Consider the following 24,461-nt stretch of genomic DNA (forward strand, 5'->3'; position numbering starts at 1 on the left):
TTATGCGCCGTACCGGGACCTGGGCCTGTCTGCTGCCCGTTGCGCTGGCTGCCGCACCGCTGCATGCCGAACCCGTCTTCGACAGCCTGAAGGCCGAGATCGCGGCACAGCGGCAGGAGCTCGAAACCCAGCGCCTGCGCCTGCAGAAGCTCGAGGACCGGTTGCTCGGGCTCAGCCGCGGCACCGCCGCCGCCGACCAGATTGCCGCGCCGTCGCCGCTCGCCCCCGATCCCGCCGCACCGCCGTCGTCGCCGGTCCCGGGCACCCAGGTCGTCGGCGTCGCGCCGCCCGAGCGCGACCGCGCACCCGAGGTCGCGGTGATGTCCGAACAGGGCGGCATCGTCACCCGCGCCGGCCAGTTCACCGTCGAGCCCAGCTTCGAATATGCCCGCGCCGACCGCAACCGCGTGATCTTCCGCGGCATCGAGGTGCCGCAGTCGGTGCTCGTCGGCGTGTTCGATATCAACGAGAGCCGCCAGGACATCCTGACTGCAGCGCTCGGCCTGCGCTACGGCGTCAGTTCGCGGATCGAGCTCAACGGCCGCGTGCCCTTCGTCTACCGCAACGACGTGTCGGTGCTGACCGCCGCGGCGCCCAACCAGAACAGCAGCGTCGACCGGTCGGACGTGCCGGCACGCGGCCGCAACATCGGCGATGTCGAGTTCGGCGCGCGGTACCAGCTGACCAGCGGCCGGCGCGGCTTCCCCTATCTGATCGCCGGCATCCAGGCGGTCGCGCCGACGGGGAGCAACCCATTTACCGTGCGCCGCGACACCGGCACCGGCGTCGCGCTGCGCTCGGCGACGGGCGCGGGTTTCTGGGGCGTCACCCCGACGCTGACCGCGCTGCTGCCGACTGACCCGGCGGTGCTGTTCGGCTCGCTCGGCTATACGCGCAACTTCGGGCGCAGCTTCGAAGGGGTGCAGCTCAGCCAGGACGTGCTGATCGACTACGTCAAACCCGGCGACGCGATCCAGGGCAGCGCCGGCATCGGTATCTCGCTCAACCCGCGCGTCGCGCTCAGCCTCGGCTATGCGCACAGCTGGTCGTTCGGGACGCGCACCGTCGGCCGCGCCATCCAGCGCGGCGGGCTGACCGGCCCGACGACCAGCGCGCCGTTCGACAGCCGGCTGCGCGATCTGCAGGTTGCGCGATTGCTGTTCGGCGTCAGCTACCGCACATCGCCGTCGACGACGGTCAACTGGAACGTCGAGCTGGGTGCAACTGCGGATGCCCCCGACGTCCGCACGACGCTGCGCATCCCGTTCAGCTTCGGCGGCCGGAACTAGCCGCCTGAGTCACGCGACGGCGGGCAGCTTCTCGAAGAACTTGTCGAGGGTGATCGGATAGTCGCGGACGCGGACGCCGGTGGCGTTGTAGATCGCGTTCGCCACCGCCGCCGCGACGCCGCAGATCCCGAGCTCGCCGACGCCCTTGGCTTTCATCGGCGACGACAGTGGGTCGACCTCGTCGAGGAAGATGACCTCCTGCGCCGGGATATCGGCATGGACGGGCACCTCGTAGGTCGCGAGGTCGTGGTTGACGAAGAAGCCGAAACGCTTGTCGACAGCGAGCTCCTCCATCAACGCCGCGCCGGCGCCCATCACCATGCCGCCGATGACCTGGCTGCGCGCCGACTTGGGGTTGAGGATGCGGCCCGCCGAGCAGACCGCGAGCATGCGCCGAATCCGCGTCTCGCCGGTGTAGCTGTGCACGCCGACCTCGACGAAATGCCCGGCGAAGGTCGACTGCTGCGCCTTCTCCTCGTTCTTCTCGCCGTATTCGATGCCGTCCTCGGCGACCAGCGGCGCATCATGCGCCGCATCGCGCAGCGACACGCTGCGGTTGCCCGCGCGCACCTTGCCGCCGGCGAAATCGACCTCGCCCGAGTTGAACCCCAGCTTCTGCGCGACCTGCTCGCGCAGCTTCACGCACGCAGCGTAGACACCAGCGGTCGAATTATTGCCGCCCCATTGGCCGCCCGATCCCGCCGACACCGGGAAGTCGGAATCGCCGAGCTTCACGACGACGTCCTTCAGGTCGACGCCCGTCATCTCGGCCGCGGTCTGGGCGATGATCGTGTAGCTACCGGTGCCGATGTCGGTCATGTCGGTCTCGACCGTCACGACGCCCTTGCTGTCGAGGCGGACGCGCGCCGCCGACTTCATCTGCATGTTGTTGCGGAAGCCCGCGGCGACGCCCATGCCGACCAGCCACTGGCCGTCGCGGACCTGGCCCGGCTTCGCACTGCGCTTGCTCCAGCCGAAGCGATCGGCACCTTGGCGCAGGCACTCGACGAGCTGGCGCTGCGAGAAAGGCCGCTCGGGCTTCTCGGGGTCGACCTGCGTGTCGTTGACGATTCGCACCTCGACCGGGTCCATGCCCAGCTTCTCGGCAAGCTCGTCCATAGCGATCTCGAGCGCCATCAGGCCCGGCGCCTCGCCGGGCGCGCGCATCGCATTGCCCTCGGGCAGGTCCATCACCGCACGCCGCAGCGAGGTCAGTCGGTTGGCACCGGCATAGAGCAGCTTGGTCTGGGCGGTCGCGGTCTCGGGGTCGCCCTTGGGCAGGTTGCCCGACACGCTGTCGTGCCCGATTGCGGTCAGCCGGCCGTCGCGCGTCGCGCCGAGGCGGATGCGCTGGATCGTCGCCGGGCGGTGGGTCGTGTTGTTGGCGACCAGCGGGCGTTGCAGCGTCAGCTTGACCGGCTGCCCGGCAGCCTTTGCGCCGAGCGCCGCGAGCACGACATCGGCGCGGATGAACAGCTTCGCGCCGAAACCGCCGCCGATGTAGGGCGAGATCACCCGCAACCTGTCCTCGGGCACGGTCAGCGTCTTGGCCAGGTCCTTCTTCGCCCAGGCGATCATCTGGTTCGACGTCCAGACGGTCAGCTTGTCGCCGTCCCAGCGCGCCAGCGTGGCGTGCGGCTCCATCATCGCGTGGCTCTGGTCGGGCGTCGTGTAGCGCGCGTCGAGCTTGACCGGCGCCTTGGCATAGGCGGCCTCGAAGGCGCCCTTGCGCGTGATCGGGTTCTCGTTCTCCTTCTCCGGGCTCTCGGCCTTGTCGGGCGGTGCGGTCGGGGCGAGGGTCGCGAGGTCATGCTTGCCCTTTACGCGGGCATAGTCGACGCGGATGAGATTGGCGGCGGCGCGAGCCTCTTCGAAGGTCTTGGCGACGACGAGCGCGACGGCCTGGTGATAATGCTCGACGACCGCGCCGCCGAACAGGTGCGCGGTATTGTGCTCGGATAGCGGCAAGGGCTGCATGTCGAGGGTCGAGACGACCGCAATGACGCCGGGGGCGGCACGCGCCTGCGTCGTGTCCATCGAATTGATCCGGCCCTTGGCGATCGCCGAGCCGAGGAGGTAGCCGTAGGCGGCGTCGGGCGCGATGTCGTGGCGCTCATAGGCGTAGGGCGCGGTGCCGCTGGTCTTGTACTTGCCGTCGATGCGATCGGTCGGCTGGCCGACGATATTCAGCCGGTCGATCGGGTTGGGGCCGGCGGCGGTCTCGAACTTCATGCTGTCCTCGCTTCGGCAAGGACCGCGCCGAGCGTGCGCTCGACGAGCGGAACCTTGAATTCATTGTCGCGGGTCGGCGTCGCACCCGCGAGCAGGAGCGCGGCAGTGGCCTTGGCACCCTGGGGCAGGGCGGCCTCGGCATTCTCCCGGCGCCACGGCTTGTGGGCGATGCCGCCGATCGCGACGCGACCGGTGCCGCCCGGCTGGATGACCGCGGCGACCGAGACCAGGGCGTAGGCGTAAGACGCGCGGTCGCGGACCTTGTGGTAGATGTGGCGGCCGCCGATCGGGGGCGGCAGCGTTACCGCAGTAATCAGCTCGCCGCGCTCAAGCGTCGTGTCGATGTGCGGCGTGTCGCCGGGCAGCTTGTGGAAGTCGGCAATTGGAATGGTCCGCGTCGTGCCGTCGGGGCGCACCGTCTCGACGGTCGCGTCGAGGACGCGCATCGCCACCGCCATGTCGCCGGGATAGGTCGCGATGCACGTGTCGCTCACGCCGATCACCGCGAGCTGGCGGCTGTACCCGCCGATCGCGCCGCAGCCCGACCCCGGGCGACGCTTGTTGCACGGCTGGTTGGGGTCGTAGAAATAGGGGCAGCGCGTGCGCTGGAGCAGATTGCCCGCGGTCGTCGCCTTGTTGCGCAACTGGCCCGATGCACCCGCGACGATCGCGCGGCTGAGCACACCGTAGTCGCGACGCACGCGGGCGTCTGACGCGAGCTTCGTGTTCGTTGCCAGCGCGCCGATGCGGAGGTCGCCGTCACGCGTCGCCTCGATCGCGTCGAGCTTGAGGTCGTTGACGTCGACGAGGTGCGCCGGCGCCTCGATCTCCAGCTTCATCAGGTCGAGCAGGTTGGTGCCGCCAGCGATGAACTTGGCGTTCGGCTGGCGCGCTACCGCCGCAGCGGCCTCGGCCGGCGTGCGGGCACGCTCATAGGTGAATGGCTTCATGCCCGGACCCCCGCGACGTCGTTGATCGCGTCGACGATGTTCGCGTAGGCGCCGCAGCGGCAGATATTGCCGCTCATCCGCTCGCGCAGCTCGTCGTTGCTCAGGCTCGGCCTAGTCGTCAGGTCGTCGGTGACGTGGCTCGGGATACCCGCCTTGATCTCGGCAAGCACCGCGACCGCCGAGCAGATCTGGCCCGGGGTGCAATAGCCGCACTGATAGCCGTCGTGCTTGACGAACGCCGCCTGCATCGGGTGCAGGTCGCCGGGCGTGCCGAGCCCTTCGATCGTCGTGATCTTGTCGCCCTCGTGCATGACCGCGAGGCTGAGGCACGTATTGATGCGGACGCCATCGACGAGCACGGTGCAGGCGCCGCACTGGCCATGATCGCAACCCTTCTTGGAGCCGGTCAGTTGCAGGTGCTCGCGCAGCGCGTCGAGCAGGGTGGTGCGGGTGTCGAGCTCCAGCGCGCGACGCTTGCCGTTGACCTCGAATGCGACCTTCATCAGCTTCGGTGCTTCCACTTTGCCAGGCGCGGCGGTCGCGACCGCCGGCAGGGCCGCCGACGCCGCACCCGCGGCGAGCACGCCACGCCGCGACAGTCCGAATGCTTCGGGGCTGTCCATCATTACCTCAAGTTCCGGGATTCAGGACAGTCAACGCGCGCAAAGCCGCATTGGCTGCACAAAAAAAGGGGGGCGTCGCGATGTGCGACACCCCCCGCATGCGTGGGACCGATCAGAACACCAGGCGAAGGCCGCCGGTGATGCCGTTGATGTTGCGGTCCTTGGCGAACTCGCCGGTGTAATCGACGACGAGCGACAAGGGGCTGGTCGCGCCGCTGACCGTGAAGCCCGCGCCCGCGGTGTAGTAGCTGCGGCGCAGCGGCGTCGGCGTGAAGGCCAGCGCGCCGTTGTTGCCGGTGCCCGCAAAGCCGAAGCTGAAGGCCGCCTCGCGGTCGTCCTTGAACTCGTAGCGATAGGCACCGCGGACTTCGGGACGCACCGTCGCGTTGCCGACGGTGAACTCGCCGCCGACCTTGGCGCCGAAGTTGCCGAGGACCGACTCATAGGTCGTGCGGCCCAGCGTCAGCGCGCCGATGCCCGTGCCGTCGCTGAACCCGTCGATCTTGACGCGGGCGTAGCGGGCACCGGCGAACGGCTCGAGGACGAAGCCGCCGGCCTTGATGTTGATGCCGACCGTACCGCCGCCGAAGTAGGTGCGGCTCTCGGTCGTCGAGGCGAAGTCGAGTGCGGTGGTGCCGCCGCCGAACTGCACCGTGCGGCGCAGGTCGTAATCGGCCTCGCCGTACGAACCGAACAGGTCGATGAAGCCCGGCCCCAGGCGCGCCGTCGCGTACCCGCCGACGAACCAGTTCTCGATCTTCGAATTACGCGTGCTGCCGAGGCGGACGCGGGCATCGTCGTAGCCGCCGGTGATGCCGACCAGCAGGTTCTCGCGCAGGCGCAGATCGACGCCGCCAATGACGCCGGCTGCGCCATACTCGACGCGGCTGCGGTCGGTGGCGGCGTCGTAGCGCCCCTCACGCCCGCTCGCGACGAGGAAGCTGCCGATCTTGGCATCGCCGCCGACGCGGTTGCCGGTGCCGCCGTCGCGGAAGTCGCGCAGGTAGCGCTGCAGCGTGTCCTGCTGGAACTCGACGGTGCGCAGCGTCACTTCGGGCAGCAGCGAATAGGCGGCGGGCGTCAGCTGCGACAGTGCATCGGCGCGGGCACCGGGGGCGAGGCCGTCGATCGACGCGAACAGCGCGCCGAGCCCGGCGCCGGGGACGCCAACGAAATTGTCAAGCGCGCCGCCGACCGCGGTCTGGTTGGCGGTCGTGCCGAAGCTGGCGACGCTCGGCAGCGCGATGGCGAGGCCGGTGTAGGTCTGGCCCGCGGTGCCGACGGTGCCGATCAGCGTCGCGGCGCCCGTCGCCAGGTTCAGGCTGTACAGCGAGGTCGTGCCCGTCGCCGGCGAGGTGAAGCTGGCGAGCACGGTGCCGTCGCGGCCGATGTCGAAGCCGGCGGCATCGGTGCTCGTCACGCCGGTCGCGCCGACGGTGAACAGCTGGCCCGAATTGGGCGACACGGGCGCCGAATTGACGCTGCCCTGCGTCGCCAGAACGCCGCGGCCGGTGTCGATGACGTACAGCGTCGTCGGCGTCGCGCCCGGCAGGTTGTTGGTATAGGCGGCGGCCGTGACCCGCGGTGCGGTGCCGAAGCCCGCATCACCCGCGGCATAGGCGAGCGGCGCGTCGGTCGCGGCGAGCGCGCCGTTGTCGGGGTTCAGGCGCAGGTCCTGGCCCGCGCTGGTGACGACGCGAATGCGGTCGACCGACGGGTTGAAGTCGACGCCCGCGGCGGTGCCGGTGATCACCACCGGCGCACCGAGCGCAGTGGCGCCACCGGTCAGCGGGTTGATCGCATAGACGCGGCCGGTGCTGCCGAGGCCGTAAAGGACGCGCGGCGAGGCGGGGCGATAGTCGAAGCCGAGCAGCGTTTCGCCCGCCTGCAGGCCGGTCAGCGCGGTGGTCGAGCTGACGGTGCCGGGGGTCGCGCTGTCGACGCGGATCAGGCGGTTGGCGTTATCAAGGAAATTGACCGGCACGGCGTGCGCCGCGCCACCCGACACGAGCGCCAGCGCAAGGCTGGCGGAGAGCTTCGATCGGATAAACATCTATCATTTCCTTCGGCAAGTGAGCCGCAGGAACGTGGGCCATGGACAATGGACGCATGATCTTTCCCATTAATCGGTGTCGTGGCGGACGGGACACATTGGTCCGATGGCAGTTCGCTGCCGAAACTACCAGCGCCAGCGCCAGGCAAATCCGCCGATCAGGACAGGCAGCGTCGCGTACACCATCGGCGCATAGACCGCTGCGCGCCCGCCCTGCGCGGCAAGGATGGTCGAGACGATCGCGGTGCCACACAGGATCAGCCAGATGATCATGTCGCCCAGCACGGGGGCCCGCTGCGCCGGGGTCAGGTCGGGACGCCGCAGCACGTCGGCGAACAGCGCCGCCATCGTCGCCGACATGGCGAGGAAGGCGACCCCGTAGATGGTGAACAGCTCCTGCAGCGAATGTTCGTCGGGACGGCCGAGGATATAGGCCGAGAAGCTGTCGGCCATCGCCGCGAGCGGGAAGACGAAGACCAGTACGACGAAAACCAGCACGAAGGTCAGCAGGACCGACAGACCGTCGCCCGGCCCGCGGTGCCGCCGCCAGCGGACATGCGCGTGCCAGAACATGCCGATGATCGCGAAGCCGATCGCGAACGCCGGCACGTCGGCCAGGCGGCTCCACAGGTCGGTCCCGCCGTTGCCGCCGCCGCCTGCGACCAGCAGCGACACCGCGAACGCGAAGGCTGCGTCGGTGAAGCCGTCGAGGCGCTCGGCGGAGCGGTCGGTCATTCGGCGGCGATCGCCTCGATGCCTGCCACGGGCGTCGCGGCGATTTCGGTCAGGCGTTTTTCCAGCGCGCGCAGGCGGGCGGCGTTGTCGACCTTCTGGCCGGTCAGGTCGGTCAGGTAGAACGTATCGGTGGCACGCTCGCCGTAGGTCGCGATGTGGGCGCTGTGGATGGTCAGGCGCGCGGCGAACAGCGCGTGGGTCAGGCTGTAGAGCAGGGCAGGGCGGTCGAGCGCCGCGACCTCGATGACGGTGTAGCGGTTCGACGCCTTGTTGTCGGTCAGCACCGCGGGCTCGACGCGGAACACCTCGGCACGGCGGCGTGCCAGCGGCCGGGCCGCGAGGCGATCGGCGAGGCGGATCTTGCCGGTCAGCACGTCCTCGATGCTCCGCTTCAGGCGCGACAGCTGCGCCGCTTCCGCGAACGGCCTGCCGAGCGGATCGCAGACGACGAAATTGTCGAGCGCCTGGCCGTCGCGCGTCGTGTGGATGCGCGCGTCGAGGATGTTCGCGCCGCCGAGCGAAATGGCGCCCGCGATCCGGTAGAACAGGCCGGGGTGGTCGGCGGCGTAGACGGTGACCACGGTCGTGCCGCTGCCCGGGTCGGCGGTCATGCCGATCGACAGCGGCGCGCCCTCGAAATCGGCGCGCTCGACCAGCACGGCGTTGCCGACCAGCACCTCGTGCGGCTCGGCGATCCAATAGGCCTCGGTCATGCGGCGTGCGTAGGTGGCGAATTCGGCCGCAGGCCATTCGAGATCCGCGGCAAGCGCTGCCTGCTTGGCGGCGACGCGCTCGCTGCGGCCCTTCTGCTTGTGGCCGAGGCGCAGGACTTCCTCGGCGGCGTCGTAAAGCTCGCGCAGCAGCTGGCCCTTCCAGCCGTTCCACACGCCCGGCCCGACCGCGCGGATGTCGACGACGGTCAGGATCAGCAGCAGGCGCAGGCGTTCGGGGCTCGCGACGACCTCGGCGAAGTCGAGGATGGTCTTGAAGTCCGACAGGTCGCGCTTGAAGGCGGTCGATGACATCAGCAGGTGGAAGCGCACGAGCCACGCCACCGTTTCGGTCTCGGCCGCGGTCAGCCCGAGCCGCGGGCACAGCCGCTCGGCGATCTCGGCGCCCAGTTCGCTATGGTCGCCGCCACGCCCCTTGGCGATGTCGTGGAGCAGCACGGCCACATACAGCACGCGGCGCGACACCAGCTGCTTGACGATCGCCGACGACAGCGGATGGTCGGCCTTGAGCTCGCCCGCTTCGATCCGCGCGACCAGCCCGATGGCGCGGATGGTGTGCTCGTCGACGGTGTAGTGGTGGTACATGTCGTACTGCATCTGCGCGACGACGCGCCCGAAGTCGGGCACGAAGCGGCCGAAGACACCCGCCTCGCTCATCCAGCGCAGCGTCCGCTCGGGCGTCTTGTGCGAGGTCAGCAGGTCGAGGAACAGCGCATTGGCACGCGTATCGCGGCGCACGCTCTCGCCGATCAGGTGGGCGTCGCGCCCCGCCTGGCGCATGGCGAGGGGGTGGACCTCGAGCCCCTCGGCATCGGCCAGCGTGAACATCTCGAGCAGGCGGGTGGGGTCCTTGGCGAAGAAATCGTCCGCCGGCACGCCGATCTTGCCGTTCCGCACCGTGAAGCCCGCCAGCCGCCGCGGCCGCCGCGTGAAGCTGGGCAGCCATGACTTGCTCGCGAAACTCTCCTCGACATGCGCGAGGAACAGGCCCGTCACGTCGCCGACGTGGCGCGCCATCAGGAAATAATGCCGCATGAAGCGCTCGACCGCCGCCAGCCCCGCACGCTCGGTATAGCGCAGCCGCAGGCTCAACTCGCGCTGGACGTCGAAGGTCAGCCGCTCCTCGGCGCGACCGGCGATGTCGTGGAGGTTGCAGCGCACCGCCCACAGGAAATTCTCGGCGCGGCGGAACTGGCGCAGCTCGGGGGCGGTCAGCAGCCCCTTGTCGACAAGGCCCTCGACGGTCTCGACCTGGTACGCGAACTTGCCGATCCAGAAGAGGGTGTGGAGATCGCGCAGGCCGCCCTTGCCCTCCTTCAGGTTGGGTTCGACGACATAGCGGCTGTCGCCCATCTTCAGGTGGCGCGCGTCGCGCTCGGCCAGCTTGTCGGCGATGAACTGGCGCGCGTTGCCCGCGACGATCTCCTTGCGGAAGCGCGCCGACGCCTGGTCGTAGAGCGGACGGTCGCCCCAGATGAAGCGCGCCTCCAGCAGCGCGGTGCGGATCGTCAGGTCGGACTTCGCCATGCGGATCATGTCGTCGAGGCTGCGCGTCGAATGGCCGACCTTCAGCTTCAGGTCCCACAGCAGGTGGAGGATCGTCTCGATCACCTGCTCGCCCCACGGCGTCTGCTTCCACGGCGTCAGGAACAGGATGTCGATGTCCGAATAGGGCGCCATCTCGCCGCGGCCATAGCCGCCGACGGCGACGAGGCTCAGCCGCTCCGACGCGGTCGGGTTGCCGAGCGGGTACAGCTCGGTGGTGACGAAATCGAAGGTCAGGCGCAGCAGCTGGTCGGTCAGGAAGGACTGGCCCGCCGCCGCCTCCAGCCCGCGCGACGGCGCCGCGAGCAGCCGGCGGCGCAGCTCGAGGCGGCCGGCGGTGAGCGCCGCACCGATGACGCGCGCGCACGCGTCGCGGCGCGCCTTGACGCCGTCGAGCCCCGCCACCGCCTCGCGCAGTGTATCGGTGACGACGACGCGGTCGATGATCGCGCGGCGGTTTGCGACGGTTTCGAAACGAGAAGCCATGGCAGCCAGATAAGGGGTTCGATCGCCGCGCGCTACACTATCGCGCCCGCGACGCGCTTGAGCTCGTAGATCAGGTCGAGCGCGGCGCGGGGGGTCAGCGTGTCGGCGTCGATGTCCGCCAGGGTGTCGCGCAGCGCGTCACGCGGCGGCGGGGCGGGGGCTGCGGCAAACAGCGGCAGGTCGGTGAGTGCGGCGGCGAGCCCGCCGGTCTTGTCGCGCTGGCTTTCGAGGCGGCCCAGCACCTCCCTGGCGCGCGCGATGACGGGGGCGGGCAGCCCGGCGAGGCGCGCGACCGCAAGGCCGTAGCTGCGGTCGGCGGCACCGGGGGCGACCTCGTGCAGGAAGACCAGTTCGCCCTGCCATTCGCGGACGCGGACGGTCGCGAGCATCATGCACTTCAGCCGCTCCGACAGGCGCGTCAGCTCGTGGTAGTGGGTCGCGAACAGGCAGCGGCACGCCAGCCCGTCGTGCACCGCCTCCAGCACCCCCCAGGCGATCGCCAGCCCGTCGTAGGTCGAGGTGCCGCGCCCGACCTCGTCGAGGATGACGAGGCTCGACTTGGTCGCCTGAGTCAGGATCGCGGCGGTCTCGACCATCTCGACCATGAAGGTGCTGCGGCCCGCGGCGAGATCGTCGGACGCGCCGACGCGGCTGAACAGCCGGTCGACGATGCCGATATGCGCCGACGCCGCTGGCACGAACGACCCCGCCTGGGCGAGGACGGCCAGCAGTGCATTCTGGCGCAGGAAGGTCGACTTGCCCGCCATGTTGGGGCCAGTCAGCAGCCACAGGCGCTGATGCTCCGACAGGTCGCAGTCGTTGGCGACGAACGCCTCGCGCTTGGCGCGCTGCGCCGCCTCGACGACGGGGTGCCGCCCCGCCGAGACCGCGAACGCACAGCTGTCGTCGACCGTCGCCCGCACCCAACCGTCGCGCGCCGCCAGTTCCGCCAGCGCGCTCGCGACGTCGAGGCGGGCGAGCGCGCGCGCGGTCGCGGCGATGATGTCGGCGCGCGCCAGCAACCCCTCGCGCAGCTCCTCGAAATGCGCGGCTTCGGCAGCGAGGGCATGGTCGCCGGCTTGCGCGATCTTCAGCCCCAGCTCGTGCAGTTCGGGCGAGCCGAAGCGCACCGCGCCCGCCATCGTCTGGCGGTGGGTGAAGCCCGAATCGGCGCGCAGCAGCGGGTCCGCCGCACGCGCCGCGACCTCGATATGATAGCCGAGCACGTTGTTGTGGCGGATCTTGAGGCTCGCGACCCCGGTATCGGTGCGCAGCCGCGTCTCGAGGCTCGCGACGAGCCGCCGCCCGTCGGTCGCTGCCGCACGAAGCTCGTCGAGCGACGCGTCGTAGCCGGGGGCGATGAAGCCGCCCTTGGCCGCGTCGACCGGGGGCTCGGGGACCAGTGCGGCGCGCAGGCGATCGATGTCGTGGCCGTGCGCGCCGATGCCGTCGAGCGTCGCGCCGAGCAGCGCGGGCAGGCCCAGCGCGTCCTGCGCCGTCAGCATCTCCTTTAGCGCCAGCGCGACGGCGAGCGCGTCGCGCACGTTCGCCAGGTCGCGCGGACCGCCGCGCCCGAGCGCCAGGCGCGCGGTGGCGCGCTCCAGATCGGGGGCGGCCTTCAGCGCGTCGCGGGTGCGGGCGCGCACGACGCTGGCGCCCGCGAACCACGCCACCATGTCGAGACGCGCGTTGACCGCGCCCGCGTCGGTCAGCGGCCCCGCGAGGTCGTCGGCGAGCAGCCGCCCGCCGCTCCCCGTGACGGTCAGGTCGATACAGTCGAGCAGGCTGCCCGCGCGGCCGGCCGGGGTGCGCGTCAGTTCGAGGCTGGCGCGCGTCGCCGCGTCGATCGCCATGCAGCCGTCGGCGAGCACCCGCTGCGGCGGGTCGAGCCGCGGCATCGCACCCGCGCCCGCGCGGTCGAGATAGGCGAGCAATGCACCCGCCGCCCCGCACTCGGCGCGGCTGAACTGTCCGAAAGCGTCGAGGGTGGCGACGCCGTAGTGATCCTGCAGGCGACGGCGACCCGCCTCGCTGTCGAAGTCCCGCGCGGACCGGGACACCGCCGGGTGACCGTCCCAGCCCTCGGGCGCGATGACCTCCGCCGCGCCGATCCGCGCCAGTTCGGCGGCGAGCGCCGGTGCCGGGCAGGCGAGGGTGCGGAATGCGCCGGTCGACACGTCGCACCACGCCAGCCCGATGCCGCCGGGTGTCGGCGCGACAGCGGCCAGCCAGTTCGACGCCCGCGCATCGAGGAGTGCGCCCTCGGTCAGCGTGCCCGGCGTGACGATCCGCACCACCGCGCGCGCCACCACCGCCTTGCTGCCGCGCGCCTTGGCGGCCTTGGGGTCCTCGATCTGTTCGGCGATCGCGACGCGGTGCCCGGCGCGGATCAGGCGCTGCAGATAGACCTCGTGGCTGTGCACCGGCACGCCGCACATCGGGATGTCGGCGCCGTCGTGGACGCCGCGCCTGGTCAGCGCGATGTCGAGCGTCGCGGCGGCGGCGGCGGCGTCGTCGAAGAACAGCTCGTAGAAGTCCCCCATCCGGTAGAACAGCAGGCAGTCGGGCACCCCGGCCTTCAGGCCCAGGTACTGCGCCATCATGGGGGAGGGCGGCGGGGCAGGTCCGGGCATCGCCACCGTCTAGCGGCGCGATGCCCGGTCTGTCATCTATGCTCGCGCCGGTGTCAGGCGGTCAGGACGGCGCGGCGGCGCATCGCGGCGCCGACCATGCCGAAACCGGCGATCATCAGCGCCCAGGTCGCGGGTTCGGGGACGACCGGACCGTCGGCGACGACGCCGAGGTGCAGGTTGTCGAGCGACGGCCAAACACCGATTTCGTCACCGATCAGGAAGGAGAGCGAAACGAGGGTCGAGTCGGTGATGAAGCCGCGGAAGGTGCTGGTCGTCGGGTTCAAAGCGATCTCGGTAACCGTGCCGCTCGAGTCGGTGGCGAGGATCGTGATCGACGTCGCCGCTGTCGTGAAGCCGTTGATGTCCGAGCCGAAGAAGAAGCCGCCCGCCGCCTGGATGCCCGGTGCGAAGCCGTCGAGAACGACGGTATCGAAGCGGTTGTTGGTCGACAGGAAAATGTCGGTGCCGTCGTCGGAGCCGGGGAAGAAGTTGGTGCTCTCCGAGCCGACGGTCGCGGTGTAGCCATAAGTCCCCGCGCTACGGCTGAGCGGTCCGGGAGTGGACGAGACGGCGAGGTCGTTGAAGTCGTCAACGCCGAAGTTATCGACCGCAGCGAGAAAAGCCGCGGCGTCGGTGTAGACGGTGATGGCGGCCTGTGCCGCGCTGCCAAAGGCAAGCGACATTGCAAGTGCGAGCGGTGCAAACTTCGAGATGATCATCATACTCTCCTAAACAACTACGGGTTATGCCTGACCAGCCGGGATGCCGTGCAAGGACCGGGCCAAAATCGTGCAACCCGGATTGTTTATTGATTTGAAACGGTTGTGCAGGAGCGAACCGTGGCGCTCGAACCGAAGTGTAAGGAATCATTACACATAGGTGTAGATTTCAGCCGGCGACGGCGCGGGTGATGGAGGTTACGCCGCCCTCGCCCTTTCGCGATCCCTTGCGAACCCCTAAACCCGGCGCTGGTGCGGTTGGGAGGGTCACGATGGCGGAAGACACGGGTTCGGGACAGGTCTCCGACCGCGAGGCACTGCTGTTCCACTCGATGGGCAAGCCGGGCAAGCTGGAGATCGTCGCCACCAAGCCGATGGCGACACAGCGCGACCTGAGCCTCGCCTATTCCCCCGGTGTCGCGGTGCCCGTGCTGGCGATCGCCGCCGATCCGGAGACCGCGTACGACTATACCGCCAAGGGCAATCTCGTCGCGGTGATCTCCAACGGCACCGCGATCCTGGGGCTCGGCAACCTCGGCGCGCTCGCGTCGAAGCCGGTGATGGAAGGCAAGGCAGTGCTGTTCAAGCGCTTCGCCGACATCGATTCGATCGACATCGAACTGGCGAGCGAGGACACCGAGAAGCTGATCGCGGCGATCGAGATCATGGAGCCGAGCTTCGGCGGCATCAACCTCGAGGACATCAAGGCGCCCGAGTGCTTCATCATCGAGACGACGCTGAAGGAGCGGATGAACATCCCGGTCTTTCACGACGACCAGCACGGCACCGCGATCATCGCCGCCGCCGGCCTGATCAACGCGCTCCACCTGACCGGGCGGACGGTCGCGGACATCAAGATGGTGGTCAATGGCGCCGGCGCCGCGGCGATCGCCTGCACCGAGCTGATGAAGGCACTGGGCGTCCGCCACGTCCTGATGTGCGATACCAAGGGGGTGATCTTCCAGGGCCGCACGACGGGCATGAACCAGTGGAAGTCGGCGCACGCCGCGGTCACCGACGACCGCACGCTGACCGAGGCGATGCGCGGCGCGGATGTCTTCCTGGGGCTCAGCCAGAAGGGTGCGGTGAATGCCGAGATGATCGCCTCGATGGCGCCGCGGCCGATCATCTTCGCGATGGCGAACCCCGATCCCGAGATCCTGCCCGAGGAGGTCGCAGCGGTCCGCCAGGACGCGATCGTCGCGACGGGGCGGAGCGATTATCCGAACCAGGTCAACAACGTGCTGTGCTTCCCGTACCTGTTCCGCGGTGCGCTCGACGTGCGCGCGACGACGATCAACGAGGAGATGAAGCTGGCCGCCGCGAACGCGCTTGCCGCACTGGCGCGCGAGCAGGTGCCCGACGAGGTCGCCGCCGCCTACGGCGGCCGGGCGCGCTCGTTCGGGCCCGAGTACATCATCCCCGCACCCTTCGACCCGCGCCTGATCGAGCGCATCCCCGCCGCCGTGGCGCGTGCCGCGATGGATTCGGGCGTCGCGCGCAAGCCGTTCTTCGACGAGGCCGCGTACCGCCACCAGCTGCGCAGCCGCCTCAACCCGACCAACGCGCTGCTCGCGGGGTCTTTCGAGATCGCCAAGGCGCGGCCCAAGCGCGTCGTGTTCGCCGAAGGCGAGCAGGAGGTCGTGCTGCGCGCGGCGATGACCTTCCAGAACCTCGGCTACGGCACCCCGGTGCTGGTCGGTCGCGAGCAGCCGGTGCGCGAGGGGCTGGAGGCATTGGGCGTCCGGGACATCGACGCGTTCGAGATCCACAATTCGGCAGTCAGCCCGCTCGTCGAGCGGATGGTCGAGTTCCTCTACAAGCGGCTGCAGCGGCGCGGCCATGTGCTTCGCGACGTTCAGCGGCTGGTCAATCACGAGCGTAATATCTTCGGCGCGCTGCTCGTCGAGCTGGGCGAGGCGGACGCGATGATCACCGGGATCACGCGCAACTTCGCCAACACCTTCCGCCAGATCCGCCAGGTGCTCGACCCGGTCGCGGGCCACACGCCGTTCGGCATCCACATGCACGTCGGGCGCAGCGACACGATCTTCATCGCCGACACCACGGTCACCGAACGCCCGACCGCCGAACAGCTCGCCGACATCGCCGAGGGGACGGTCGCGGTGGCGCGCAAGCTGGGGCAGGACCCGCGCGTCGCGTTCCTCAGCTATTCGAACTTCGGCAACCCGCCGGGATCGTATCTCGCGGCGCTGCGCGATGCGGTGCGGCTGCTCGACGAGCGCCGCGTCTCGTTCGAATACGAGGGCGAGATGTCGCCCGACGTTGCGCTCAACCGGCGCATGAAAGCGAACTATCCGTTCAGCCGCCTGTCGGGGCCGGCCAACGTGCTGATCATGCCCGGGCTGCAGTCGGCGAACATCTCGGCGAAGCTGCTGCGCGAACTCGGCGGCGGGAAGATGATCGGGCCGCTGCTCGTCAACATGTCGAAGGCGGTGCAGATCGCGCCGCAGACAGCGAGCGCGGGCGACCTGGTGACGATGGCGGTCCTCGCCACGTCGGGCGTGGTGCGTTGACCTCGCTGTACTTCATTCACGGCATGTGGAGCACGCCTGCGGTCTGGGACGGGCTGCGGGCACGCTTCGAGGCGGCGGGCCATGCGACGCATGCGCCGTCGTTGCCGTACCACACCAACCGCCGTGCCGACGGCCCGCCGCCGGGCCTCGCGGCGCTGGGGCTGCGGGATTACATCGAATATCTGGTCGACGACGTGTCGCGCCTGCCCGAGCCGCCGGTGATCGTCGGGCACTCGCTGGGCGGGTTTCTCGCGCAGGCGGTGGCGGCGCGGGTGCAGCCTGCGGGCGTCGTGCTGCTGTCGCCCGCCGCGACCGCGAAGACCAGCGCGGCGGGAATCGCGCCGGTCCGCACGCTGTGGCCGATCCTGTCGAAATGGGGCTGGTGGAAGCAGCCCACGATACTCGACGCCGAAGCCGCGCGCTGGGGCATCTTCAACGAGGTGCCGACCGACATCGCGACCGCCGAGATCGACGCGCTGGTCTGGGATTCGGGGCGCGTGCTGGCGGACCTCAGCGCGCCCTGGGCGGTGCGAAACGGGGCGGCGAACGTCGATTATGCGCGGCTGACGGCGCCTGCATTGATCGTCACGGGTACCGCCGACCGGATCACGCCGTTGGGCATCGCGCGGGCGACGGCGCGGGTGTGGCAAGGGCCGGTGGACTACCACGAGCTGCCGGGGGTGGGGCACTGGCTGTTCCACGAACCCGTCGTGGAGCGCGTGGGCGCGTTGATCGGGGACTGGTTGCCCAGCAAGTTCGTCATCCCCGCGAAGGTGGGGACCCACGGTCACTGAGTTCAGAGCAGATAGCGCGGCCCTCTGCGACGACAATTTGTGACCTTGGGTCCCCGCCTTCGCGGGGATGACGACTTCAAACTACCGGCGAGACTCAGCCCTCGACCGCCGCCTCCGGCCGGTCGTCGCCGCGCGCCGTCTCCTCGTGCCACTTGCCGTCGGCGTCCTGCCAGCTGATCGGCACGTCCTCGCCGCCCAGCTGCTGCTCCTGCGCGGCGACATCGGCGGCGGCGCGCGCTTCGTCGTGGGTGCGGTAGGTCTCGGCGAAGACGTCGCCCAGCTTGTAGGTCCAGCCGCCGTCGTGCTCGACGATCTCGTAGGTGATCTTGGTCATGATACCGCTCCCGTTCTGAACTGCCTCAACCGGTCGGGCGGCCGCGTGGTTCCGCGGCTCAGCGCCGGTCGCGCCGGTCGTCGCGCTCGTCCTCCAGCCGCTCCTTCTCGCGCTTGGCGGCCTTGCGCGCGGCCTTGCGGTCGCGCTCCTCGCCCTTGCGGATTTCGCGGCCGCGGTTGCGGTCGGCCTCGTCCTGGCTGGTGGTCAGCCAGTCGGCGGTCTGCCCGACCGCCTGGAAGGGCGCCTTGGCCACCGCGACGGCGGTCGACACGCAGCCCGGCAGGGCGAGCAGCAGCGCTAGACTGTAAAGCTCTCGCCGCATCCGCAGGCCCCCTTGGCGTTGGGGTTTTCGAACACGAAACCGGCGGTGAAATCGTCTTCGCGCCAGTCCATCGTGCTGCCGATCAGGTACATCAGCGACCCGCCGTCGACGTACAGCGTGCCCGCGGGCGTCGCGACCGCCTCGTCGCCCTTCTTGGGCTCGGCGACGTACGACAGGTCGTATGCGAGGCCCGAACAGCCGCGCTTCGGCGTCGTCAGGCGGACGCCCGCGGTGCCCAAGGGAGCCTTGGCCATCAGTTCGGCGATGCGCGCCACGCCGCCCTCGGTGACGATGATCGCCGGCGGGCGCTGGCGCACGGGGCGTTCGCGGACGTCGCTCACAGCATGCCCAGTTCGAGCTTGGCCTCGTCGCTCATCTTGCCGGGGTCCCACGCCGGATCCCAGACGAGGTTGACCTCGCAGGTCGCGATGCCCGGCACGCTCATGACGCGCATCTCGACTTCGCCCGGCATGGTCTCGGCGACCGGGCAGTGCGGGGTGGTCAGCGTCATTTGGACGGTGGCGTGCCCCTCGTCGATCTCGACGCCGTAGATCAGGCCGAGATCGTAGATGTTGACCGGGATTTCGGGGTCGAAGATCGAGCGCAGCGCGTCGAGGACGGCCTCGTACAGCTCGCCGCCGGGGGCCTCGCCGCTAGGGGCGGGCTTTTCGCGCAGGAAGCCCTCGAGGTAATCGGGCTGGCGTTCGCTGCCCACGGGCGGGGCCTTCGCCACGACGGGCGCTTCGCTGACTTCCTCGGTGGTGAATCCGCTCATCCGAAAATCCTCGTCACACGCTTTACGCCGTCGATCAGCCGTTCGACATCGCTCGCGTCGTTGTAGACCGCGAAACTCGCACGCGCCGTCGCGGGTACGCCGAGCAGGCCCATCAACGGCTGGCAGCAATGATGCCCGGCGCGGATCGCGACGCCGCTCTCGTCCAATATGGTGCCGATGTCGTGCGGATGCACCCCGTCGAGCGCGAAGCTGACGATGCCCGCCGACTCCTCGGGACCGAACAGCCGCACCGAGTTGATGCGGCGCAGCCCCTCGCGCGCAAGGGCCGCCAGTTGCCGCTCGTGCGCGTCGATCGCGCCCAGCCCGATGCCCTCGACATAGTCGATCGCCGCCGCCAGCCCGATCGCGCCGACGATGTGCGGCGTCCCCGCCTCGAAGCGCTGCGGCGCGGGGGCGTAGGTCGAGCCTGCGAAGGTCACGGTCTCGATCATCGCGCCGCCGCCCTGCCATGGCGGCATGGTGTTCAGGATCTCGGCGCGCGCCCACAGCACGCCGATGCCGGTCGGGCCGTAGAGCTTGTGGCCCGAGAAGACGTAGAAATCGCACCCCAGCGCCGCGACATCGACCGACAGGCGCGGTGCCGCCTGGCAGCCGTCGACGAGCAGCAGCGCACCCACCGCATGCGCCGCATCGGCGACCTTCGCGATGTCGGCGATGCTGCCGAGCACGTTCGAGACGTGCGCGATGGCGACCAGCTTCGTCCGCGGGGTCAGCATGGCGATCAGCGCCGCCTCGTCGATGCGGTGGTCGGCGGTCAGCGGTGCGACGTCGACCTCGATGCCAGTCCGGTCGCGCAGCAGCTGCCACGGCACGATGTTCGAATGATGCTCGAGCGCCGAGATCAGAATGCGGTCGCCGGGCTTGAGGCTCGACCCCCACGTCTGCGCGACGAGATTGATGCCCTCGGTCGCGCCGCGCACGAACACGACCTCGTCGGGGCGCGCGCCGATGAAGCGCGCGACAGTCGCCCGCGCCGCCTCGAACCGCTCGGTCATCGTCGCCGAGCGCGCGTAGACGCCGCGGTGGACGGTCGCGTAGTCGGGGCCATAGCCCTTGGCGATCGCGTCGATGACCGCCTGCGGCTTCTGCGCCGTCGCGGCCGAATCGAGGTAGGCCCAGTTGTCGGCGAGGCCGGGAAAGTTGGCGCGGTGGCTATGCGCCGGGTTCAGCGGCGCGGTCATCGTGCCGCTTCCAGCCACGCCACCGCGTCCGCCGTCACCGCGTCGCGCACGACCTCGTCGCCGATCCGGTCGAGCGCATCGCCGAGGAACGCGCGCGTCAGCAGCGCCTTCGCCCCCGCCGGATCGACACCGCGCGACTGCAGGTAGAACAGCGCGTCGCGGTTCAACTCGCCGACCGTCGCGCCATGGGCGCATTTGACGTCGTCGGCCCAGATTTCGAGTTCGGGCTTCGCGTTGGCGGTCGCGGTGCGCGCCAGCAGCAGCGCCTTCAGCGACTGCACCGCGTCGGTCTTCTGCGCGTCGCGCGCCACCGACACGCGGCCCGCGACGCTCGCGGTCGCCAGGTCGTCGGCGACCGAGCGCCACACCTGATGGCTCGTGCCGCCGGGCGCCGCATGATCGACGAGGGTGAAGGCGTCGAGCGTCTGTGTCCCGCGTGCCAGCAGCACGCCGTCGGCCTCGGCAAACGCGCCGGTGCCCTGCAGCCGCACCCGCGCCTCGATGCGCGCCGAGTCGGCCCCCGCGACGAGCGCCGCGCTGGTGTAGCTCGCCGCGCCTGCCACGGTCGCGAGCGTGAAATCGGTATGTGCGCCGCCGTCCTTGAGCACGCGCGTCGTGCGCATCAGGCGCGCGCCCTCGGCGAGCGCGACGGTGCAGGTGACGTTGCTCCAGCCCGCGCCGACGTGCGTCTCGATGATCTCGGCGTGCGCGCCGGCCGCGAGTTCGATGCGGCTCGCCAGGTGCGACGCCCCCCCGCTCGCGACATGGACGATCTGCACCGGGCCGATCGCCGCGGCGTTTGCCGAGCGCGTCAGCCACAGGCCGCTCGTCGCCTTGGCGGCGGCGATGTCGCCGAGCGGATGGCGCGGCGCGCTGCGCACCGCCGTCACCGCCAGCCCGCGCCGGTCGCTCAGGCTCTCGACGAAGCGCCCGTCGACGAACACCAGCCGCGGACCATCGAGGTCGAGCCAGTAGTGCGCGAGGTCGGGCGCGGCGTCGTTCGCCGGCTGCGCGGCGAGCGCGTCGAGCCCCGACAGGTCGCTCCAGCGCCAGTCCTCGGTCTTGCGGGTCGGGAGGCTCACGCCGCCACCCTCACATAGCCCTCGCGCTCGAGCTGGTGCGCGAGTTCGGGGCCGCCGCTGCGCTCGATCCGCCCGGCGACGAGGACGTGGACCCGGTCGGGCACGACATAGTCGAGCACGCGCTGGTAGTGAGTGATCAGCAGCGTCGCGCGGTCGGGCGCGCGCATCCGGTTAATGCCGTCGGCGACGACCCGCAGCGCGTCGATGTCGAGGCCCGAATCGGTCTCGTCGAGCACCGCGACGCGCGGGCGCAGGACGGCCATCTGGACCATCTCGTTGCGCTTCTTCTCGCCGCCCGAGAAGCCGACGTTGACCGGCCGCTTGAGCATGTCCATCGACAGGCCCAGCCCCTCGGCTTCGACCTTGATCAGCTTCATGAACTCGGCGCCCGACGCCTCGGCCTCGCCGCGCAGCTTGCGCTGGGCGTTGAGCGCGGTGCGCAGGAACAGCAGGTTCGATACGCCGGGGATCTCGACCGGGTATTGCAGGCCGAGGAACAGCCCCGCCGCGGCGCGCTCGTGCGCCGGCAGCGCGAGCAGGTCGCGGCCGTCGAGGGTCACGCTGCCGCCCGTGACCTCGTACCCCGCGCGGCCCGCTAGCACATAGCTCAGCGTCGACTTGCCCGCTCCGTTGGGGCCCATGATCGCGTGCACCTGGCCCGCGCCGACGCTGAGCGTCAGCCCGTTGAGGATCGCCTTGCCGTCGACGGTGGCGTGGAGGTCGGTGATTTCGAGCAACTAACTGGCCTTCAGCTTGGCGCGAACGATCGCGGTATTGGCGCGCTCGCGCAGTTCGGAATCGGCGAGGCGCACCGAACGCTCGGCAACGAGCCGCGCGGTCATCGGATCGACCCCGCCCGACGTGCCCGCGAGCTTGACCGCCTCGACGAGGGCAGTTCGCTGGTTGATGCACGCCTTGAGCGCGCGGTCGGTCAGCGCCGCGGGCTGGTCGGCACTGAGGTCGACAGCTGCAGCCGCCTTGTCGACGCACGCGGCGTACGCAGCCCCGGCCGCATCGGCAGCAACCTGCTCCGGCTTCGCGGCGGCTGTCTCGTTGGTCCCACACGCTGCGAGCGCGAGGAAAGGCAGAAGGAGGAGCGCGCGGATCAACCGACGCTCCCCTCGAGCGAGATCCCGAGCAGCTTCTGCGCCTCGACCGCGAATTCCATCGGCAGCTGCTTTAGCACCTCGCGGCAGAAGCCGTTGACGATCAACGCGACCGACTCCTCGGCGTCGAGGCCGCGCGACTGGGCGTAGAACATCTGGTCGTCGCTGATCTTGGAGGTCGTCGCCTCGTGCTCGATCTGCGCGCTCGGGTTGCGCACCTCGATGTACGGCACGGTGTGCGCGCCGCACTCGGAGCCGAGCAGCAGCGAGTCGCACTGGGTGAAGTTGCGCACCCCCTCAGCCATCGGCGCGACGCGGACCAGCCCGCGATAGGTGTTCGACGAACGGCCTGCCGAGATGCCCTTGCTGACGATCGTGCTGCGCGAGCCCTTGCCGAGGTGGATCATCTTAGTGCCGGTATCGGCCTGCTGGCGGTTGTTGGTCACCGCGACCGAGTAGAATTCGCCGACCGAGTTCTCGCCCGACAGCACGCACGACGGATATTTCCAGGTAATCGCGCTGCCGGTCTCGACCTGCGTCCAGCTGACCTTGCTGCGCTTGCCGAGGCAGTTCGCTCGCTTGGTCACGAAGTTGTAGATGCCGCCAACCCCGTTCGCATCGCCCGGGTACCAGTTCTGCACGGTCGAATATTTGATCTCGGCATCGTCGAGCGCGACCAATTCCACGACCGCCGCATGCAGCTGATTCTCGTCGCGCATCGGGGCGGTGCAGCCCTCGAGATACGAAACGTGGCTGCCCTTGTCAGCGACGATCAGCGTGCGCTCGAACTGCCCGGTGTTCTGCGCATTAATGCGGAAATAGGTCGACAGCTCCATCGGGCAGCGGACGCCCTCCGGAATGTAGACGAAGGTGCCGTCGCTGAAGACCGCCGCATTGAGGCAGGCGAAATAGTTGTCGCGCTGCGGCACGACCGAGCCCAGCCACTTGCGGACGAGGTCGGGGTATTCCTTCACCGCCTCGCTGATCGAGCGGAAGATGACGCCCGCACGCTCGAGCTCGGCGCGGAAGGTCGTCGCGACCGAGACGCTGTCGAACACCGCGTCGACCGCGATGCGGCGCGAGCCCTCGACGCCCGCGAGCATCTTCTGCTCCTCGATCGGGATGCCGAGCTTCTCGTAGGTGCGGCGGATCTCGGGATCGAGCTCGTCGAGGCTCGCCAGCGTCGGCTTCGCCTTGGGCGCGGCGTAGAAATACATGTCCTGATAATCGATCGGCGCGATCTCGAGCTTCGCCCAGTCGGGCGTCGGCATCGTCAGCCACAGGCGATACGCCTTCAGCCGCCAGTCGAGCAGCCACTGCGGCTCGCCCTTCTTGGCGCTGATATAGCGCACCGTGTCCTCCGACAGGCCCTTGGGCGCCATGTCGGACTCTATGTCTGAGACGAAGCCCCACTTGTACGTCGCGAGGTCGTCGACCGCGGCATGCGCGGCGGCGTCGCGGATCAATACGTCGTCGGTCATGCCGTCACCTCTACGCGCGCCGGCTGAAGCAGGTCGGCGAGGCTGACCGCGACCAGCGCATCGCGCACCGCGCTGTTGATCGGCCCCCAGTGCGGGCGCACCGCGCAGCTGCCGTGCAGCGCACAGGCCGAGACTTCGCCGTGCTGGCAGTTGGTCAGCGCGATCGGCCCGTCGACCGCCTCGACGATCGACGCGACGCTGATCACCGATGCCGGCCGCGCGAGGTGGAAGCCACCCGCGACGCCGCGCGTCGAGACCAGCAGCCCCGCGCGGGCGAGCGTGCCCATCAGCTTGGCAACTGTCGGTGCGGAGATGCCGGTGTGCGCCGCGACCGCCGCTGCGGACAGCCGCGGATCGTCGCACTTGGCGGCGGCGGTCATCACGACCACCGCATAGTCTGCAAGATTACTGAGCCGGATCACGCACGTCCCCAAAAGCGGAGCGAATTGGTCCGGCTTATGTGGGGGAGGGTGCGGTCAAGTCAAGCCGGGGGCACGCGCCGGGTCGCACGCGTGCCCCCGGCGGTCAGGCCGCGACGACCTGCCCCCGGCGTCTCCGCCGCGCCGCCGCGCCGACACCTGCAAATCCGGCCAGCAGCATTGCCCAGGTGCCGGGTTCGGGCACCGTGGCGCCGGTTGCCGCGAGGGTCGTTCCGCCCCGCGCCGGTGCCGCGATCAGCGCAGCAGCCAGGCCGATGGCAAAGATCGTTACAGCCACCGCGCCGCGCGCCGTAGGATGCTTCGACCAGGACACGGGTGAAACCCTCCACTCTTCGCAAACAAGTAATTGTTAGCTATGGGCGTAACGGTTCGCATCGGCCGCATGGCCGAAC

General features: G+C 69.7%; 22 protein-coding genes. 3 read left to right on the plus strand and 19 right to left on the minus strand.

Features of this window, described 5'->3' with window-relative positions; all coding sequences use genetic code 11:
* The first annotated feature begins 2 nt into the window (after positions 1-2).
* Positions 3-1,289, plus strand: a complete 1,287-nt coding sequence (locus FMM06_RS17090; protein WP_143554779.1) for a hypothetical protein — start codon at positions 3-5, stop codon at positions 1,287-1,289.
* A gap of 9 nt (positions 1,290-1,298) precedes the next feature.
* Here the strand turns inward: FMM06_RS17090 and paoC are convergent, their stop codons facing one another.
* From paoC to FMM06_RS17095, 8 genes are all read right to left on the minus strand, one after another.
* On the minus strand, positions 1,299-3,521 hold the full coding sequence (gene paoC / locus FMM06_RS03315; protein ID WP_143554780.1) for an aldehyde oxidoreductase molybdenum-binding subunit PaoC: 2,223 nt from the start codon (positions 3,519-3,521) through the stop codon (positions 1,299-1,301).
* Positions 3,518-4,471, minus strand: a complete 954-nt coding sequence (locus tag FMM06_RS03320; RefSeq protein ID WP_143554781.1) for an FAD binding domain-containing protein — start codon at positions 4,469-4,471, stop codon at positions 3,518-3,520. The genes paoC and FMM06_RS03320 overlap by 4 nt, the downstream gene beginning before the upstream one ends.
* Positions 4,468-5,097 carry an aldehyde dehydrogenase iron-sulfur subunit PaoA gene (gene paoA, locus FMM06_RS03325; RefSeq protein WP_207790230.1) on the minus strand — a complete coding sequence of 210 codons (630 nt, stop codon included), beginning with the start codon at positions 5,095-5,097 and terminating at the stop codon, positions 4,468-4,470. The genes FMM06_RS03320 and paoA overlap by 4 nt, the downstream gene beginning before the upstream one ends.
* A 109-nt stretch (positions 5,098-5,206) precedes the next feature.
* On the minus strand, positions 5,207-7,147 hold the full coding sequence (locus FMM06_RS03330) for a DUF4394 domain-containing protein (protein WP_143554782.1): 1,941 nt from the start codon (positions 7,145-7,147) through the stop codon (positions 5,207-5,209).
* Between the two features lie 126 nt (positions 7,148-7,273).
* On the minus strand, positions 7,274-7,882 hold the full coding sequence (locus tag FMM06_RS03335) for a TMEM175 family protein (RefSeq protein ID WP_143554783.1): 609 nt from the start codon (positions 7,880-7,882) through the stop codon (positions 7,274-7,276).
* Positions 7,879-10,644 carry a [protein-PII] uridylyltransferase gene (locus tag FMM06_RS03340; protein ID WP_143554784.1) on the minus strand — a complete coding sequence of 922 codons (2,766 nt, stop codon included), beginning with the start codon at positions 10,642-10,644 and terminating at the stop codon, positions 7,879-7,881. Before FMM06_RS03340 ends, FMM06_RS03335 begins: the two co-directional genes overlap by 4 nt.
* 32 nt (positions 10,645-10,676) lie before the next feature.
* On the minus strand, positions 10,677-13,277 hold the full coding sequence (gene mutS / locus FMM06_RS03345; protein ID WP_235889050.1) for a DNA mismatch repair protein MutS: 2,601 nt from the start codon (positions 13,275-13,277) through the stop codon (positions 10,677-10,679).
* 53 nt (positions 13,278-13,330) lie between these two features.
* Complete coding sequence (locus tag FMM06_RS17095) at positions 13,331-13,996, minus strand: PEPxxWA-CTERM sorting domain-containing protein (protein ID WP_185965014.1); 666 nt, start codon at positions 13,994-13,996, stop codon at positions 13,331-13,333.
* A gap of 272 nt (positions 13,997-14,268) precedes the next feature.
* Between FMM06_RS17095 and FMM06_RS03355 the strand changes: the two genes are divergently transcribed.
* On the plus strand, positions 14,269-16,533 hold the full coding sequence (locus FMM06_RS03355; RefSeq protein WP_143554786.1) for an NADP-dependent malic enzyme: 2,265 nt from the start codon (positions 14,269-14,271) through the stop codon (positions 16,531-16,533).
* Positions 16,530-17,327 (plus strand): alpha/beta hydrolase, encoded by a 798-nt coding sequence (locus tag FMM06_RS03360; protein ID WP_143554787.1) that lies wholly within the window; start codon positions 16,530-16,532, stop codon positions 17,325-17,327. The genes FMM06_RS03355 and FMM06_RS03360 overlap by 4 nt, the downstream gene beginning before the upstream one ends.
* 94 nt (positions 17,328-17,421) lie before the next feature.
* Here FMM06_RS03360 and FMM06_RS03365 read toward each other — a convergent pair whose 3' ends face one another.
* The 11 genes from FMM06_RS03365 to FMM06_RS17100 form a co-directional block, all read right to left on the minus strand.
* Positions 17,422-17,661: a DUF2188 domain-containing protein gene (locus FMM06_RS03365; RefSeq protein ID WP_143554788.1), complete on the minus strand. Its 240-nt coding sequence runs from the start codon at positions 17,659-17,661 to the stop codon at positions 17,422-17,424.
* Between the two features lie 58 nt (positions 17,662-17,719).
* Complete coding sequence (locus FMM06_RS03370; RefSeq protein WP_143554789.1) at positions 17,720-17,983, minus strand: hypothetical protein; 264 nt, start codon at positions 17,981-17,983, stop codon at positions 17,720-17,722.
* Positions 17,959-18,324 (minus strand): HesB/IscA family protein, encoded by a 366-nt coding sequence (locus FMM06_RS03375; protein WP_143554790.1) that lies wholly within the window; start codon positions 18,322-18,324, stop codon positions 17,959-17,961. The genes FMM06_RS03370 and FMM06_RS03375 overlap by 25 nt, the downstream gene beginning before the upstream one ends.
* Positions 18,321-18,758, minus strand: a complete 438-nt coding sequence (locus FMM06_RS03380; protein WP_143554791.1) for an SUF system Fe-S cluster assembly protein — start codon at positions 18,756-18,758, stop codon at positions 18,321-18,323. Before FMM06_RS03380 ends, FMM06_RS03375 begins: the two co-directional genes overlap by 4 nt.
* Entirely contained in the window at positions 18,755-19,960 is a 1,206-nt protein-coding gene (locus FMM06_RS03385; RefSeq protein ID WP_143554792.1) for an aminotransferase class V-fold PLP-dependent enzyme, read from the minus strand. Before FMM06_RS03385 ends, FMM06_RS03380 begins: the two co-directional genes overlap by 4 nt.
* Positions 19,957-21,042, minus strand: coding sequence for a SufB/SufD family protein (locus tag FMM06_RS03390; protein WP_143554793.1), 1,086 nt, complete (start codon positions 21,040-21,042; stop codon positions 19,957-19,959). The genes FMM06_RS03385 and FMM06_RS03390 overlap by 4 nt, the downstream gene beginning before the upstream one ends.
* The gene (gene sufC / locus FMM06_RS03395) at positions 21,039-21,779 is read right to left on the minus strand and encodes a Fe-S cluster assembly ATPase SufC (RefSeq protein WP_143554794.1); all 741 of its coding nucleotides are present in this window, start codon (positions 21,777-21,779) and stop codon (positions 21,039-21,041) included. Before sufC ends, FMM06_RS03390 begins: the two co-directional genes overlap by 4 nt.
* Positions 21,780-22,151, minus strand: a complete 372-nt coding sequence (locus FMM06_RS03400) for a hypothetical protein (protein WP_143554795.1) — start codon at positions 22,149-22,151, stop codon at positions 21,780-21,782.
* On the minus strand, positions 22,148-23,629 hold the full coding sequence (gene sufB, locus FMM06_RS03405; RefSeq protein ID WP_143554796.1) for a Fe-S cluster assembly protein SufB: 1,482 nt from the start codon (positions 23,627-23,629) through the stop codon (positions 22,148-22,150). Before sufB ends, FMM06_RS03400 begins: the two co-directional genes overlap by 4 nt.
* Entirely contained in the window at positions 23,626-24,048 is a 423-nt protein-coding gene (locus FMM06_RS03410) for an SUF system Fe-S cluster assembly regulator (protein ID WP_144237059.1), read from the minus strand. The genes sufB and FMM06_RS03410 overlap by 4 nt, the downstream gene beginning before the upstream one ends.
* Before the next feature lie 106 nt (positions 24,049-24,154).
* Entirely contained in the window at positions 24,155-24,382 is a 228-nt protein-coding gene (locus tag FMM06_RS17100; protein ID WP_235889052.1) for a PEPxxWA-CTERM sorting domain-containing protein, read from the minus strand.
* Positions 24,383-24,461: the final 79 nt, after the last annotated feature.

Source organism: Glacieibacterium frigidum, from assembly GCF_007097155.1.
GTDB lineage: Bacteria > Pseudomonadota > Alphaproteobacteria > Sphingomonadales > Sphingomonadaceae > Glacieibacterium > Glacieibacterium frigidum.

Coding starts and splice junctions, on each gene's coding strand:
- FMM06_RS17090 (WP_143554779.1), top strand. CDS start 3: ATGCGCCGTACCGGGACCTGGGCCTGTCTGCTGCCCGTTGCGCTGGCT.
- paoC (WP_143554780.1), bottom strand. CDS start 3,521: ATGAAGTTCGAGACCGCCGCCGGCCCCAACCCGATCGACCGGCTGAAT.
- FMM06_RS03320 (WP_143554781.1), bottom strand. CDS start 4,471: ATGAAGCCATTCACCTATGAGCGTGCCCGCACGCCGGCCGAGGCCGCT.
- paoA (WP_207790230.1), bottom strand. CDS start 5,097: ATGATGGACAGCCCCGAAGCATTCGGACTGTCGCGGCGTGGCGTGCTC.
- FMM06_RS03330 (WP_143554782.1), bottom strand. CDS start 7,147: ATGTTTATCCGATCGAAGCTCTCCGCCAGCCTTGCGCTGGCGCTCGTG.
- FMM06_RS03335 (WP_143554783.1), bottom strand. CDS start 7,882: ATGACCGACCGCTCCGCCGAGCGCCTCGACGGCTTCACCGACGCAGCC.
- FMM06_RS03340 (WP_143554784.1), bottom strand. CDS start 10,644: ATGGCTTCTCGTTTCGAAACCGTCGCAAACCGCCGCGCGATCATCGAC.
- mutS (WP_235889050.1), bottom strand. CDS start 13,277: ATGCCCGGACCTGCCCCGCCGCCCTCCCCCATGATGGCGCAGTACCTG.
- FMM06_RS17095 (WP_185965014.1), bottom strand. CDS start 13,996: ATGATCATCTCGAAGTTTGCACCGCTCGCACTTGCAATGTCGCTTGCC.
- FMM06_RS03355 (WP_143554786.1), top strand. CDS start 14,269: ATGGCGGAAGACACGGGTTCGGGACAGGTCTCCGACCGCGAGGCACTG.
- FMM06_RS03365 (WP_143554788.1), bottom strand. CDS start 17,661: ATGACCAAGATCACCTACGAGATCGTCGAGCACGACGGCGGCTGGACC.
- FMM06_RS03370 (WP_143554789.1), bottom strand. CDS start 17,983: ATGCGGCGAGAGCTTTACAGTCTAGCGCTGCTGCTCGCCCTGCCGGGC.
- FMM06_RS03380 (WP_143554791.1), bottom strand. CDS start 18,758: ATGAGCGGATTCACCACCGAGGAAGTCAGCGAAGCGCCCGTCGTGGCG.
- FMM06_RS03385 (WP_143554792.1), bottom strand. CDS start 19,960: ATGACCGCGCCGCTGAACCCGGCGCATAGCCACCGCGCCAACTTTCCC.
- sufB (WP_143554796.1), bottom strand. CDS start 23,629: ATGACCGACGACGTATTGATCCGCGACGCCGCCGCGCATGCCGCGGTC.